The organism is Proteus sp. FME41 (assembly GCF_014897315.1).
Classification (GTDB): domain Bacteria; phylum Pseudomonadota; class Gammaproteobacteria; order Enterobacterales; family Enterobacteriaceae; genus Proteus.
In genome coordinates, this window is the sequence record NZ_JABUYL010000017.1 from 63,008 (window position 1) to 78,675 (window position 15,668).

General features: G+C 37.5%; 14 protein-coding genes. 8 read left to right on the top strand and 6 right to left on the bottom strand.

From position 1 onward, the window contains the following. Positions 1-23: 23 nt before the first annotated feature. Together INT04_RS14995 and INT04_RS15000 are read right to left on the bottom strand one after the other, a co-directional pair. Complete coding sequence (locus INT04_RS14995; RefSeq protein WP_193016902.1) at positions 24-1,181, bottom strand: pyridoxal phosphate-dependent aminotransferase; 1,158 nt, start codon at positions 1,179-1,181, stop codon at positions 24-26. Between the two features lie 159 nt (positions 1,182-1,340). Continuing rightward, on the bottom strand, positions 1,341-2,216 hold the full coding sequence (locus tag INT04_RS15000) for a LysR family transcriptional regulator (RefSeq protein ID WP_193016903.1): 876 nt from the start codon (positions 2,214-2,216) through the stop codon (positions 1,341-1,343). A 199-nt stretch (positions 2,217-2,415) separates the two neighbouring features. Between INT04_RS15000 and INT04_RS15005 the strand changes: the two genes are divergently transcribed. Further along, the gene (locus tag INT04_RS15005; RefSeq protein WP_193016904.1) at positions 2,416-3,030 is read left to right on the top strand and encodes a LysE family translocator; all 615 of its coding nucleotides are present in this window, start codon (positions 2,416-2,418) and stop codon (positions 3,028-3,030) included. A 64-nt stretch (positions 3,031-3,094) separates the two neighbouring features. Here the strand turns inward: INT04_RS15005 and INT04_RS15010 are convergent, their stop codons facing one another. Beyond that, positions 3,095-5,137 (bottom strand): choline transporter, encoded by a 2,043-nt coding sequence (locus INT04_RS15010; protein WP_193016905.1) that lies wholly within the window; start codon positions 5,135-5,137, stop codon positions 3,095-3,097. 208 nt (positions 5,138-5,345) lie between these two features. Here INT04_RS15010 and betI point away from each other — a divergent pair, with 208 nt between their 5' ends. The 5 genes from betI (at position 5,346) to INT04_RS15035 (ending at position 12,051) form a co-directional block, all read left to right on the top strand. Further along, positions 5,346-5,948 carry a transcriptional regulator BetI gene (gene betI, locus INT04_RS15015; protein ID WP_193016906.1) on the top strand — a complete coding sequence of 201 codons (603 nt, stop codon included), beginning with the start codon at positions 5,346-5,348 and terminating at the stop codon, positions 5,946-5,948. Between the two features lie 24 nt (positions 5,949-5,972). Next, on the top strand, positions 5,973-7,448 hold the full coding sequence (betB, locus tag INT04_RS15020) for a betaine-aldehyde dehydrogenase (RefSeq protein ID WP_193016907.1): 1,476 nt from the start codon (positions 5,973-5,975) through the stop codon (positions 7,446-7,448). A 39-nt stretch (positions 7,449-7,487) separates the two neighbouring features. Further along, complete coding sequence (betA, locus tag INT04_RS15025; RefSeq protein WP_193016908.1) at positions 7,488-9,137, top strand: choline dehydrogenase; 1,650 nt, start codon at positions 7,488-7,490, stop codon at positions 9,135-9,137. 396 nt (positions 9,138-9,533) lie between these two features. Next, a complete protein-coding gene (gene codB, locus INT04_RS15030; RefSeq protein WP_193016909.1) occupies positions 9,534-10,784 on the top strand; it encodes a cytosine permease in 1,251 nt (416 codons plus the stop codon). Next, positions 10,774-12,051, top strand: coding sequence for a cytosine deaminase (locus tag INT04_RS15035; protein WP_193016910.1), 1,278 nt, complete (start codon positions 10,774-10,776; stop codon positions 12,049-12,051). The genes codB and INT04_RS15035 overlap by 11 nt, the downstream gene beginning before the upstream one ends. Before the next feature lie 61 nt (positions 12,052-12,112). On the opposite strand, the gene INT04_RS15040 is transcribed toward INT04_RS15035, so the two are convergent. After that, positions 12,113-12,853, bottom strand: coding sequence for a hypothetical protein (locus tag INT04_RS15040; RefSeq protein ID WP_193016911.1), 741 nt, complete (start codon positions 12,851-12,853; stop codon positions 12,113-12,115). A gap of 307 nt (positions 12,854-13,160) precedes the next feature. Here INT04_RS15040 and INT04_RS15045 point away from each other — a divergent pair, with 307 nt between their 5' ends. Continuing rightward, positions 13,161-13,379, top strand: coding sequence for a hypothetical protein (locus tag INT04_RS15045; RefSeq protein WP_193016912.1), 219 nt, complete (start codon positions 13,161-13,163; stop codon positions 13,377-13,379). A 2-nt stretch (positions 13,380-13,381) separates the two neighbouring features. Then, positions 13,382-13,726, top strand: a complete 345-nt coding sequence (locus tag INT04_RS15050) for a low molecular weight protein tyrosine phosphatase family protein (protein ID WP_193016913.1) — start codon at positions 13,382-13,384, stop codon at positions 13,724-13,726. A 111-nt stretch (positions 13,727-13,837) separates the two neighbouring features. Here INT04_RS15050 and INT04_RS15055 read toward each other — a convergent pair whose 3' ends face one another. Together INT04_RS15055 and hemB are read right to left on the bottom strand one after the other, a co-directional pair. After that, positions 13,838-14,302: an HIT family protein gene (locus tag INT04_RS15055; protein ID WP_193016914.1), complete on the bottom strand. Its 465-nt coding sequence runs from the start codon at positions 14,300-14,302 to the stop codon at positions 13,838-13,840. Between the two features lie 176 nt (positions 14,303-14,478). Continuing rightward, positions 14,479-15,456, bottom strand: a complete 978-nt coding sequence (gene hemB, locus INT04_RS15060) for a porphobilinogen synthase (RefSeq protein WP_193016915.1) — start codon at positions 15,454-15,456, stop codon at positions 14,479-14,481. Positions 15,457-15,668 lie beyond the last annotated feature (212 nt).

Genomic DNA, 15,668 nt, shown 5'->3' on the forward strand with positions numbered 1-15,668 from the left:
AATAAAATAAGCGTTAAATCAGATTAAATCCAACCTTTAGCTCTAAAGGCTTTTAATGTAGTGACGAAATAGTGCATTTCTTCTGGTGTGCCTAATGTTAAACGACTCCAACCAAAAGCAGGTGGAAATTCACGACCTACCATAACATTCGCCTCTTTCATTCTATTTTGATAGGTTTTTACATCACCTTTAACTTTATGGAATATAAAGTTTGCATGAGAAGGTGCGTATTCAATATTGAGCTCTTTTAAGGCATCTATGACCATTTGGCGTGAAACATCAATCGACTTACGGCTATATTCCACATAAGGCGCATCTTTTAGCGAAGCAAGTGCGGCAACAGCACCAGCAGTATTGGTGTTATCAATAGAAACAAACGCATCAATTTGTGCAATCACTTCTGGTACGGCAACGCCATAACCTACACGCAGCCCAGCTAAAGCATAAATTTTAGAGAATGTACGAGTCACAATCAGATTTTTATAACCTTCTGCCACTAGCGCGATAGCACTGACGAATGTAGGGGTAGAAACAAACTCAACGTAAGCTTCATCAATAATAAAAAAGACATTCTCTTTTGCTGACTTCACCCAATTTGATAAATCTGCACTAGGGGTTAACATTGCGGTTGGGTTATTCGGATTGCACAGATACACCATGCTAATACCATCAAACTCTTGTGCTTTTTTCTGCATGGTTGCTAAATCGAAAGCGAGAGTATTATCAACCGGTACTTTAACGATTTTTACACCTAATGGTTCTGCATAAAGCTCGGCATAGTTAAATGTTGGATCAGGAACAATAAGTTGAACCGCTTTACCTTCTTTTTGTGCTTTGTTTGCGACAAATTGCACTGCTGCTTGAATTGTTTCAGATGAACCATTACCCAAAGTAATATGCTTATCTGAAAGTTTAAATTCTTTCCCTAATTCGCTAATTAATGCGCTACGTGCATCATCTGGATATCTAAATGCATTAGGTAAAGCATTAATAATGGCTTTTTGAGCGTTAGGCGACATACCTAATGAGTTTTCATTAAAGTTAAGTAATAGCGGATTTTCTGCGTTAAAAACCAATTTGTTTTTCAATGATTCATTGGCATAAGCAGAACTTATAAAAGAACTTAATGATAATCCGCCAATAACAAGGCTGGATGATGTTAAGAATGACCGACGATTCATGCTATGTTTCCCAAGTAAATTATTCTATGTTTTATTAGTTCTCATAGATTACTAAAAAAAAGATAGAAGTAAATAAATATGTTAAAAAAATAATTATTTATTCATCTTATTTTTATGGGAGCAAACAGATAGCCGAGTATTTTTGAGATAAAAATAGGATTATCCCCGTATTTTTTCAGTCTCTATTGCGCATTTTTCCGCTTCAGCAATGATCCAGTTTTTAAACTTATCTAGCTTTGAGTTGGGCATGATTTCACTTGGAGAGAGCAAGTAGTAGCTTGAGTTATCTTTAACAAAGCCATGTGTGGCGATAAGCTGTTGATCTTTTAATTCATCTTGTACCATAAGAAAAGAGGCAATGGTCGTACCTAATCCCGCAAGAGTAGCCTGAATAGCAAGATAAAAATGTTCATACTGACTGGTATGGGTATAAGTAGATTGTATACCTGAATATTGATACCAATCTTGCCATGCTTGAGGACGAGATAGTGTTATTAGTTGTTTAGTTGAATGGACAGGATTATTCGGTTTTACAACGAGCCCAATTTTTTCATCGCAAATTTTTGTTGCATAAATATTCTTATTCCATAAAAAATCATCACGTCTAAAGGCTAAATCGACACCTTCTTTATTAAAATCAATAGCACCCCCAGCGGCAACTAAGTGCAAGATTATTTCAGGATGTAATGCGTAAAAGTGAGAAAGGCGAGGGATAAGCCACTTCATCGCAATGGTGGGTTCGCATGAAACGACTAATACGGGATTATGTAAAGGTGAACGCAAATGGGTGACGGTTTCTTCAAGCTGTTCAAATATTGTTGATGTTGTTTTATATAAATATCGGCCTGCTTCATTTAAATAAACCGCACGATTACGACGTTCAAATAAAGAAATACCTAATTCGTCTTCTAATAATCGTATTTGTCGGCTCACTGCGCTGTGTGTGACATGAAGCTGTTCTGCGGCACTCACAAAACTACCTGTCTGTGCGGCACTATTAAAAAAACGTAATGATGCTAAAGAGGGCATTTTCATAACGATAAGCCATAAATAAAATGAGTAAAAATAGACGATGAAAAGTCACAGATATACTGCAAGATAAATCGCTTTTTATTTTTAGTCAAGACAGCAAAATAGGGTGGTTGGTGGCGAGTTAAATAGTTTTTTATTAAAAGAAGAACATATTTTATGTCACTTTTTATTACTTATTATTGATTCAAAAGTGAGAAAAACAATGAGTGAACTAATTGCTGTAGCGATGATTACAATATTGGCGGTTATTAGCCCTGGGCCAGATTTTGCTATGGTGACAAAAAACAGTTATTCCTATGGTGTAAAAGTTGGACTAATTACTGCAATTGGTATTGCGATTGGGGTACAAGTACATGTTTTTTACACTGTATTTGGTATCTCTTTTATTATTATGGGATCACCGACGCTCTTTTTTATTATGAAATTACTAGGTGTTGGATACTTAATTTATCTTGGGGTTAAATCGTTAACGAATAAAACACAACTGACCATTGAGAATGCGGTTAATTCGGCACCCAATATGTTCCAAGCATTACGTGTTGGTTTTTTTACTAATGCTTTAAATCCTAAAACGATGTTGTTTGTTATTGCTCTTTATACGCAAGTTGCCAACTTAAGTAACCCACTTTGGATAAATCTTTCTTATGGTATGTTTATCTCTGTTGCTCATTGGGTTTGGTTTAGTTGTGTTGCTCTTTTTTTCTCTACACCGCTTTTACGGATCAAAATACTTTCTCACCAGCAAGTGGCCGATAAGATTATTGGTGTGTTATTAATTCTTTTAGGTATTGGATTGCTGTTTATTTCAGTGAAGTAGAAAAGTAATCAAATAAAAAAGGAGATCAAATAACAATCTCCTTTTCTTTATTTTAAGTGATGATTTAATTTGATTCAGGGAAAGTTAATGTCGAGCCCGGAGCTTCACGACTAAGATGAATAAAGTTCAGATGTTTTTCATATTGATCTAAAATATCAGTAATCACCTGTTCTTTGGTGTAATCCATTAAGTCATTTCCTTGGGTGCCTTCCCATAAATAGGTCTCTAAACGGTAATAATCTGACTTACCTCGGCGAGCACGATAAGTAAATGCAGGCACTGAGTATTTCTGTGGCCAAATTTGATAAATAAAATTCTGTTCTTGGTCAAGATCAACGACAAGCTCTAAATGATGTAATCGTTCATTATCTTCAATTGGGTAATAATTGAATTCAACTTTAGCCCCACGCAATAAAAGCTCTTTAGCCACATCTTGCATGGCTGGCATACAAGTTAAATCTAACATACGTTGTGTATAGGTCGTTCCCGGGAAATTCATAACTCGCCCTAAACGCTGTTTCCAATTCATTGTGGCATTGCCATAAAGCGGCGCGGGTGCATTGGTATTTAGTGAACTAACACGTCTAAAATCTTCGACTTTTAATGATTTATAAAGTCCCGCCATAATAAAGAAAATAACAAAACTAAAGGGTAAGCCCATTATAATTGTTGTATTTTGTAAGGCAGAAATACCATCAGCCATTAACATGCCTAATGTTAACAATCCAATGGCAATAGACCAGAAAATACGAAGCCAATTGGGTGCGTCATTATTAACATGGCTTAATTGAGAAGTGAAATTACCTAATACTAATGAACCAGAGTCGGCAGATGTGACATAAAATAATAACCCAGTAATTGTGGCGACAGAAGCCGTTAAACCAAAACCAGGGTAGAGTTCTAATAATGAATAAAATCCTTTTTCGGGGGCTTCTAATACTGTCTGCGCCAATTCTTTATTACCATGAATCACTTCATATAAAGCGCTATTACCAAAAATGGATAACCATAACAGAGTGAAAACAAAGGGAATAATTAAGGTGCCTATGACAAATTGTCGAATTGTTCGTCCTCTTGAAATACGCGCTAAAAATAGCCCAACAAAAGGTGACCAAGCCACCCACCAAGCCCAGAAAAACAGTGTCCAGCTATTCATCCAATCTGTTGGTCTATCAAATGCAAAACTATTTAATGTCATGCCTAAAAAACGATTAGTGTAATCACCGACATTTAATACCAGTGCATTTAATAAAAACTCAGTATCACCTGCAAATAAGATAAATAAAATAAGTCCCAATGCGAGTAATACATTTAGTTCAGATAAAATCCTGATCCCTTTGTTAACGCCTGATGTTGCCGAAATAACGGCCATAATGACAGATAATAGAATTAATCCACCTTGAACGCCCAATCCTTGGGGCAAATCAAAAAGAACTTTTAGCCCATAATTAAGTTGTACAACGCCAATACCTAACGTTGTTGCAATACCAAAAATAGTGCCCAGTACGGCAGCGATATCAACCGTATGGCCAATTGGTCCATAAATACGATTTCCAAAGATAGGATAAAGTGCAGAACGTATGGTCAAGGGTAAATTGTAACGATAGCTAAAATAGCCCAGTGCGATACCAATAAGTGCATACATAGACCAGCCCGTCAGGCCATAGTGGAATAAAGTCCACACCATCGACTGACGGGCTGCTTCTAGTGTTTCACCTTCGCCAGTTGGCGGTAACATATATTGTGTAATAGGCTCAGCGACAGAGAAAAACATTAAATCAATCCCAATACCTGCTGCAAATAACATCGCAGACCAACTTATAACACTAAATTCAGGTTTTGATTGTTCAGGCCCTAATTTGATATTTCCAAAACGAGAAGAGGCAATAAAAATAACGAAGACAATATATAACGTTGCTGCTAATAAATAGTACCACCCAAAGGTTTTTGATACCCATCCCAGCGTTGCCACAATCCATGAATTTGCTGTTTCTGTCATCAAAATAGTGAAAAAAGAAAACGCTAAAATAAGCGTTGCTGAAGCGAAAAAAACGACAGAATTGAGCTTGTCTTTCTGCGGTTTTTTTGTGCTATTAAGAGTTGTCATTAGAAATTCCAAAAATTCATTTATCTAAAAGTTAAAAGTTGCATTCTTTGTTAACTAATTGAATTAGCTTCAAAGATTCAAATTTTCACAATGTCCCTCCATATCAAAATGTAAATTAATTGTGATAAACAATAGTTAATATTGATTGAATGTTCAATTAAAAAAACGTTTAATAATGAGTTCAATGTATTTTTTAGGTCTTTAAAACATGCCGAAGATAGGAATGCAGTCGATACGTAAACAGCAATTAATCCAAGCGACGTTAGCAGTGATTAATGAGGTTGGAATGCAAGAGGCGAGCATCGCATTGATAGCTCGAAAAGCCGGTGTTTCTAACGGCATTATTAGTCACTACTTTCGTGATAAAAATGGATTGTTGGAAGCTGCCATGCGCCATATCCAGTATCAATTGGGTTTTGCGGTGGCGATACGTTTAAGAATGTTAAGTGATGCAACACCTAAGTTACGTATCCAAGCCATTGTTGAAGGTAACTTTGATACTACTCAAACCAGTGAAGCAGCAATGAAAACATGGCTAGCATTTTGGGCGAGTAGTATGCATCAGCCTAACTTAAATCGTCTACAAAAGGTCAATGACAGAAGGCTTTATTCCAATTTAAGTTACGAGTTTGGGCGTGTTCTTACCAAAGATCAAGCTCGTTTGGCCGCGAAAGGTTTAGCTGCACTTATTGATGGTTTATGGCTGCGAAGTGCATTAAGTAATGCACCATTTTCTCTTGAAGAGGCCAAAATCATTACTAATGAATATATTGATATGCAACTGACAAATCAGAGTCAAATAAAGACTTAAAAAACTAATAATAAAGGAGAAACTATGCCAAACCCACCGTTACATAAACTCTATATTCATGGTGGATATGTCGATTGCGCACAACCTGAGTGTGAACAATTTGCAGCGATTAACCCAGCTAATGGTGAAGTGATCGCACATTTACAGTCTGCAAGTGAAGAAGATATCAATTGGGCCGTTGAGAGTGCGAAGCAAGGGCAGAAAATTTGGCGTGCAATGACCGCGATGGAACGTTCTCGAATTTTACGACGCGCTGTTGATATTTTACGTGAACGTAATGATGAATTGGCTCATTTAGAAACTTTAGATACAGGTAAACCCCTATCTGAAACACGTTATGTTGATATTGTGACGGGTGCGGATGTTTTAGAGTATTATGCAGGTCTTATTCCTGCACTTGAAGGCGAGCAAATCCCGCTTAGAGAAACTGCTTTTGTTTATACTCGTCGTGAACCATTGGGAATTGTTGCCGGTATCGGTGCTTGGAATTACCCCATTCAAATAGCATTGTGGAAATCTGCGCCTGCACTTGCCGCTGGGAATGCCATGATCTTTAAACCAAGTGAAATGACTTCACTGACAACATTAAAACTTGCCGAAATATACACTGAGGCAGGATTGCCAAAGGGTGTTTTTAACGTTGTTACAGGGAAAGCCAATGTGGGGCAATGGTTAACACAGCATCCTGACATTGCGAAGGTTTCTTTTACTGGTGGAATTGAAACCGGTAAGAAGGTGATGGCAAATGCGTCTGCTTCAAGTTTAAAAGAAGTAACCATGGAGCTTGGTGGAAAATCGCCTTTAATTATTTTTGATGATGCAGATTTAGATACCGCCGCTGATATTGCGATGATGGCGAATTTTTATAGTTCTGGACAGGTATGTACCAATGGTACTCGCGTTTTTGTTCCTGAAAGAGTAAAACCTGCATTTGAAGCAAAAATCACAGAGCGCGTATCACGTATTAGGATCGGTTCTCCTCTTGAAATGGACACTAATTTTGGTCCGCTAGTCAGTTTTCTTCATCTTGAAAAAGTCTTGAATTATATTGAGTTAGGCAAAACTCAAGGGGCGAGATTACTTTGTGGTGGTCATCGTTTATTAGAAGGCAATTTTGCTCAAGGTGCTTATGTCGCGCCTACTGTTTTTACAGATTGCACCGATGATATGAAAATTACACAAGATGAAATATTCGGCCCTGTGATGAGTATTCTGAGTTATCAAACTGAAGATGAAGTGATTTTACGCGCAAATAATAGCGTTTATGGTTTAGCCGCAGGTCTTGTCACCAAAGATCTCACAACCGCTCACCGTGTTATTCATCAATTGGAAGCAGGAATTTGTTGGATTAATACATGGGGCGAGTCTCCAGCCGAAATGCCAGTTGGTGGCTATAAACATTCTGGGGTGGGACGTGAAAACGGGCTTGTGACACTGCAGAATTATACTCAAATAAAATCTATTCAAGTTGAACTTGGGGAGTTTTCATCCGTTTTTTAATCCATTCTTTTTTTAATGACTGAAACAGAGGAGATAACAATGGTCTATGACTACATTATTATCGGTGCTGGTTCAGCCGGTAACGTTCTTGCTACCCGCTTGACAGAAGATCCTGAAGTTACTGTGCTGCTCCTTGAAGCTGGAGGTCCGGACTACAGGTTCGATTTTCGTACACAAATGCCTGCGGCATTAGCTTATCCATTACAAGGCAGGCGATATAATTGGGCTTATGAAACAGAGCCAGAACCCTATATGAATAACCGACGCATGGAATGTGGTCGTGGGAAAGGGCTTGGTGGATCATCGCTCATTAATGGTATGTGTTATATTCGTGGCAATGCGATGGACTTTGATAGTTGGGCTAAATTACCCGGCCTTGAAGCATGGGATTACTTAAGCTGTTTACCTTATTTTCGTAAGGCAGAAAATCGTGATATTGGCGGCAATGATTACCATGGTGATAAAGGCCCTGTAAGTGTAATGACACCGAAAAAAGGCAATAATATCTTATTTCAAGCCATGATTGAGGCAGGTGTACAAGCGGGATACCCAAGAACGATTGATCTTAACGGCTATCAGCAAGAGGGCTTTGGTCCGATGGATAGAACTGTCACCCCTAAAGGTCGTCGAGCAAGTACCGCAAGAGGTTATCTTGATCAAGCAAAAGCGCGTAAAAACTTGACGATTGAGACACACGCAACGACCGATATTATTGAGTTTGAAGGTAAAAAAGCCGTGGGTGTTCGTTATTTTTCAGGAGAAAATACTACACCTCATCATGTCAACGCCAACCGAGAAGTATTACTTTGCGCGGGTGCAATTGCATCACCCCAAATTTTGCAACGTTCTGGTGTTGGTCCTGAAAAAGTATTAGACGAATTTAATATTCAACCCGTACATATATTACCCGGTGTTGGGGAAAATCTGCAAGATCACTTAGAAATGTATTTGCAGTATGAATGTAAAAAGCCCGTTTCACTTTATCCTGCTTTAAAATGGTATAACCAGCCTAAGATTGGTGCGCAATGGCTATTTCAAGGAACAGGGATCGGCGCAAGCAATCAATTTGAAGCGGGGGGATTTATTCGCTCCAGCGAAAAGTTTGCGTGGCCTAATATTCAATTCCACTTTCTACCCGTTGCCATTAATTATAATGGAACCAATGCGGTAGAAGTGCATGGTTTCCAAGCACATGTAGGCTCTATGCGTTCACTCAGCCGAGGGCGAGTAAAATTAGCCTCTACAGATCCTCATCAACATCCCAGTATTTTGTTTAATTACATGTCCACAGAACAAGATTGGGACGAGTTTCGCTCAGCTATCCGTATCACACGAGAAATAATGGCACAACCAGCATTAGATGCTTATCGTGGTGAAGAAATTAGCCCAGGTAAACATATTCAAAGTGATGAAGAGCTTGATGCTTTTGTCAGAGAACGCGCAGAAACTGCGTTTCATCCTTGTGGCACGTGTAAAATGGGAACGGATGAAATGGCCGTTGTCGATGAAGATGGTAAAGTACATGGCATCAAAAACTTAAGAATTATTGATGCATCTATTATGCCGCTAATAATCACTGGAAATTTGAATGCGACGACAATTATGATTGCAGAAAAGCTAGCTGATAAAGTAAGAGGAATTAAACCGTTGCCTAAAAGTCAGGTTAAATACTATGTTGCAGGTGATTAACCTGAGATGGAAATACATTTAAGCGTATAATTTACGATAGGCAAAAGAGGAGTTTAAATTCCTCTTTTGTGTATTAATTACTATTTTCTTGTTATAGATACTGACATTTCATAAAAATAATTTATGTAAAAATCATACTGTCGAGAAAAAATATGATTAATTTCTAATCATAAATATTTCTAAAGAAAATCACTTCATAAAAACCATTCAAAATAATTAGATAAATTCAACAGCAGCAATGAGTTCACCTCTATTTCTGTGATGAATATCAATTCTCCAAAAGTAAAGTGTTCCATTAATTATCATAAACAGACGACGAAAACGTTTGCATAATATTTTTATGCAGATAGAATTCGTCAGATTTTTTTGGCCTGGTGAAATTAATAGGGGGTTAAAGTGTCTCAGGACAACAATTATAGTCAGGGCCCAGTGCCCATATCCGCAAGAAAGGGTGGATTAGCGTTAACCTTTGTGATGTTGGGATTAACGTTTTTTTCAGCCAGTATGTGGACTGGCGGCGCTCTTGGTACTGGTCTTTCCTTTAATGATTTCTTCCTCGCAGTTCTAATTGGTAATCTTCTTCTTGGTATCTACACCGCATTTCTTGGTTTTATTGGTTCAAAAACAGGTCTTACAACTCATCTCCTCGCGCGTTACTCTTTCGGTATTAAAGGTTCTTGGCTTCCCTCATTATTACTCGGTGGTACGCAAGTTGGTTGGTTTGGTGTAGGAGTGGCAATGTTTGCCATTCCAGTAGGAAAAGCAACAGGCATTGATATTAATCTCCTCATCGCCGTTTCTGGCATTTTAATGACTATCACAGTATTCTTCGGTATTTCTGCTCTTACGGTTCTTTCTATCATCGCTGTTCCTGCTATCGCAATCCTCGGAAGTTACTCAGTTTATCTCGCTATACATGATATGGGCGGACTCTCGACGTTAATGGCCGTTAAACCAACTCAGTCGTTAGATTTTAATTTAGCATTGGCGATGGTGGTTGGATCGTTTATTAGTGCAGGTACTTTGACAGCCGATTTCGTTCGTTTTGGACGAAATCCTAAAGTTGCGGTTATTGTTGCAATTATTGCTTTCTTCTTAGGAAATACGTTGATGTTTGTCTTTGGTGCAGCGGGTGCTGCTTCACTAGGAATGGCAGATATTTCTGATGTGATGATTGCGCAAGGCTTATTACTTCCTGCCATTGTCGTTCTGGGTTTAAATATCTGGACAACAAATGATAATGCGTTATATGCCTCTGGATTAGGTTTTGCCAATATCACCGGACTATCAAGTAAAAAACTTTCTATAATAAACGGTATAATCGGCACGCTGTGTGCATTGTGGCTCTATAATAACTTTGTAGGTTGGCTCACCTTTTTATCTGCTGCAATTCCACCTGTCGGTGGCGTTATTATTGCAGATTATCTGATGAATAAAGAACGCTATAACACCTTTAATGTTACTTCTATGCAATCGGTTAACTGGGTAGCGCTACTGGCGGTTGCGATTGGTATTGCAGCAGGGCATTGGCTACCGGGTATTGTTCCTGTCAATGCGGTGTTGGGTGGGGCAATAAGTTATGCTGTGTTAAATCCAATATTAAATCGTCGTACAGCTCGACAAACGGAGATAAGTCATGCTGGGTAAAAATATCGAACAAATTAATCATGCTCGTTTAGTTGGAAAAGAAGGTTTGTGGCGCATTACGCTAAAAAATAACAAAATTGAAGCCATTGAATCTCAACCCGAACGTGATTTTCATCCTGAAGCTTTAGATGCACAAGGTGGTTTAGTTCACGCTCCTTTTGTTGAACCTCATATTCATTTAGATACAACACAAACAGCAGGGCAACCGAACTGGAATCAATCGGGAACATTATTTGAGGGTATTGAGCGTTGGGCTGAAAGAAAAGCACTGTTAACACATGATGATGTTAAACAACGCGCATGGCAAACACTACAATGGCAAATTGCTAATGGTATTCAGCATGTTAGAACCCATGTGGACGTTTCAGATGCTTCGCTAACAGCATTAAAAGCAATGTTAGAAGTAAAAGAAGAAATTAAACCTTGGGTTGATTTGCAAATTGTTGCTTTTCCACAAGAAGGTATTTTGTCTTACCCTAATGGGGACGCATTATTAGAAGAAGCATTAAAATTAGGTGCTGATGTTGTCGGTGCTATTCCACACTTTGAATTTACGCGTGAATATGGTGTTGAATCGCTGCATAAAACCTTTGCATTAGCACAAAAATATGATCGTTTAATTGATGTTCATTGTGATGAAATTGATGATGAACAGTCTCGCTTTGTTGAAACTGTTGCCGCTTTAGCACATAAAGAGAATATGGGTTCACGAGTGACAGCCAGTCATACAACTGCTATGCATTCTTATAATGGCGCTTATACTTCACGTTTATTCCGACTATTAAGAATGTCTGGAATTAACTTTGTGGCGAATCCTTTAGTTAATATTCACTTGCAAGGACGTTTTGATACCTATCCAAAACGTCGTGGTATTACTCGCGTAAAAGAGATGCTAGAAAGTAATATTAATGTCTGTTTTGGTCATGATGATGTTTTTGATCCTTGGTATCCATTAGGCACAGCAAATATGCTCCAAGTTTTACATATGGGATTGCATGTTTGCCAACTAATGGGATATGGTCAAATTGATAATGGCTTACAGTTGATTAGTCATAATAGTGCTAAAACACTGGCTTTAACGGATTACGGTGTTGAAGTAGGAAACAGTGCAAACTTTATTATTCTGCCAGCGGATAATGGGTTTGATGCTTTGCGTCGCCAAGTACCGGTGCGTTATTCTATTCGTCAAGGTAAAGTGATTGCACAAACAGAGCCAGCAAAAACAGAAATTATGTTAGATAAGCCAACACGAATTACTTACAAGTAATTTTTAACTCATCTTAATAATGGATCAGTAAATAATAACTGATCCATTATCTCCGAATTTTCTATCGCCAAATATAATCCCAAAAGACAAAAATAATCACAGGGGTAGCAATCACATCTGCCACAAGTGTGATCGGGGTAATGATAATATTATTAGCTAAATTACCCGGTTTAAATGAGTCGTTCTTTTCATAAGTATACAGTTCGACTTTATAATTTTCGTTTAATTTGTCTTTCAATGTTGCAGGCATTTCCATAACTTCTTTCTGAAATACATATCCTTTGATAGGTATTGTTTTTACCCATGAACTGTCATCAGAATTACGTGTTTCTTTAAATCCTAAATCTTTTAATACTTCTATTTGCTTGTCAGTTAATGTGAATTTTTTACTGATGTAAACATGATAATTTTCTTTAAATTCAATGATGTTATCATTCTTCTGGGTAAGCTTTAATCTAATGATACCTTCAGAATTATCAAATGCTTTCAATGGGATTGTTTTAATGATTTCATTTAATTGCATTAACTCATCAGCACCTTGAGTTAATATATAAATATAATTTTCACCTAAGAACCCATACCCAGATCCTGGTAATTGAATAGGTGCTAGGTTTTCATTATTTTGATTATATTTAACTCTGAGATTTTTATACTCAAAAGCTCCTACTATATTATCATTTATACTGGCCTGTTTTTTGTATTCTGAATCTACGACAGGATTACTATACCAAACAGCACCTGTTACACATCCAGTTGTACTTAAAATTAATAAGCTAAAAAATAAAAGCGCTATTTTTTTCATTCTTTATTCTCGAGTTAAATTTATTCAATCATAATAGATTAACCTAGTTAGTTATTTAATACCATGGTTAATAAATCAATTATTCTCTTTTTATGTTAAATATTCAGTGTCATATTTTGTTATTTGTTGTTTTTTTATTTTAAAACAATATAACTTACTTAATTAATTATTAAGGATAATTACGCATAGAGACAAAAGAGGTCTTTTATTATTAAGTTTCGAATTTTATTTCTATCATGTATTATACATACGGTTAGACCCTCTCCGTATTACTGCGGCTGCTATCCCTTTAATCTGAGAGGTTTTTATGTCTACACAAAGAGATCGTGGTTGGCGCCAATGTGTTAACCGCAAAAATAAACATCAAGAAATGGGGTGTTCTCGAGAAATGTTTAAACCAGAAAAGAAATGGTCTAATTTATATACTCGATCACTTAAAATGACCCGAGCGGTGCAACTGGGAATTGAATATCCAAGAATTTCTCGTAGCCAGCGCAGATTAAATGCGTTATCTGATAGTGAGTAATAATGAATATCTTATTTATTTGCAGTAAAAATCAATGGCGAAGCCCAACCGCAGAACTATTGTTTGCAGATAGAGAAGGCATTAATACACTTTCAGCAGGTACGCGCAAAGATGCGCAATGTGTGGTTGATAATGAATTGCTAAAATGGGCTGATTTAGTGCTTGTCATGGAATCTAAACATTTAAATCGATTATCTGCACATTTTCCTGCAACTATGCGCTATAAAAAAGCCCATATATTGGGAATACCTGATAATTATCGTTTTAATGATCCGGCATTAATTGAACTCCTTGAACAGAAAGTTCAGTCTTATTTACCGATGGAAGCCAGACTTTCAACTAAATAATACTTTCTATCTTGATAAAAAAACGCTCAGCTTAAAAATAAGACTGAGCGTTTTTTATATTTGAAAGCCCTGAGTATAAAAAGGTCGAGTTAAGTTTTTACTTTGTTGTATTTATTGGTTGTTTTTTCTAATCATTGCCGCTAATTGTGCAAGCTCTTCATCACTCGCACGTTCAAAATCGTGAGATGAAAGATAACCAGGATATTTATTAAAGAAAATCTTCTGTTTATTTTCAATGGGCGCCCATTTAGTCATATCGCCAGTGCCATGCATTGGGCTAAGTTTACTGTGAACATGATCAACCCCAAATCCTTCAAAAAACATTCCTGAGCGAGAAACATCAGGAAATGTTTTATCCAAGATCTTAGCAACTTTTTTTGTCGCAATAACGAGTAAGGCTAAGGCTTCATCGCTTAAATCAAACGCATAACTTGGATAGTGTTTTTTAGGAATAACAACAGTAAAGCCTTTGGTATTAGGAAATATAGAGAGAAAAGCCAGGTGGTGATCATCTTCCCAAATTTTATGGCAAGGTGCTTTTCCCGCAACGATTTGACAGAAAATACAGTTATCCATAGTAGTAGCCCCATAATAAAATGACTCGTCATATTTCAAGGTGTAGCGTTGTTGTTTAGCTACACCTTGAATTATTTAGAGCATCTTCAATAAGTTGTTTACTGTATGTACTCAAATGAAACAGTGTCGCATAGCTGTAGCTTAGTGCATCTTAGATCATTTCGAGCATAAGATGATTAAAGTAGATTTCTCTCAGCTAAATCAAGTGCAAAGTAAGATAGAATTAAATCTGCTCCTGCACGTTTAATTGAACCTAAAGTCTCCATTACTACACGATCTTCATCGATTGCACCGGCTAATGCTGCAAATTTAATTTGAGCATATTCTCCACTAATTTGATAAGCCGCTAAAGGCAATAACGTACGTTCACGTACATCACGAATGATATCTAAATAAGCGCCGGCAGGTTTTACCATCAGCATATCAGCGCCTTCTTGCTCATCAATTAATGATTCGCGGATCGCTTCACGGCGGTTCATTGGATTCATTTGATACGTTTTACGATCACCAATTAAGCGAGAGCCTGCTGCATCACGGAAAGGACCATATAAAGCGGAAGCAAATTTAGTCGAGTAAGAAACAATACCCGTGTCGCTAAACCCAGCTTTATCAAGTGCGGCACGAATAGCGGCAACTTGACCGTCCATTGCGGCGGATGGTGCAATAAAATCAGCCCCTGCCTGAGCTGCAGTAACTGCTTGAAGACCTAAATTATAGAGAGTTTCGTCATTATCAACATGCTCACCATGTAAAACACCACAGTGACCATGTGAAGTGTATTCACAAAAACAAGTATCAGACATCACAATCATTTCTGGTACGGCATCTTTACAAATACGAGACATGCGAGAAACTAAGCCATCACTTTTCCAAGCATCACTCCCAGTTTCATCAAGATGATGAGATACCCCAAAAGTCATGACAGTTTTAATGCCAGCTTTTGCAATACGTTCAATTTCATAAGCAAGACGCTTTTCAGGAATACGAACTACACCCGGCATACTTTTAATGGGTTGATAATCATCAAGCCCTTCTTCAACAAAAATAGGCAGAGCGAGATCATTTTTACTTAAGGTTGTTTCTTGAAAGAGCGCGCGCAGGTTTTCTGACTGGCGTAGTCTTCTTAAACGCTGGATGGATTGTTCGTTGCTCACAATATCTCCTTTTTTATGGCCAGTGCTAATAAGTAATTTCTAAAGTAGTATAAACCTTAATATCAATAGATAGATACTCTATAATTGATACTCGTCATACTTCAAGGTGTAGCGTTGTTGACTTCATTCTCTCGCACTAGTCACATACTCTTGTATGCTCCTAGCGACTCATTCATTTGTCGCCTAGCTACATCTTGAATTATTTAGAGTAT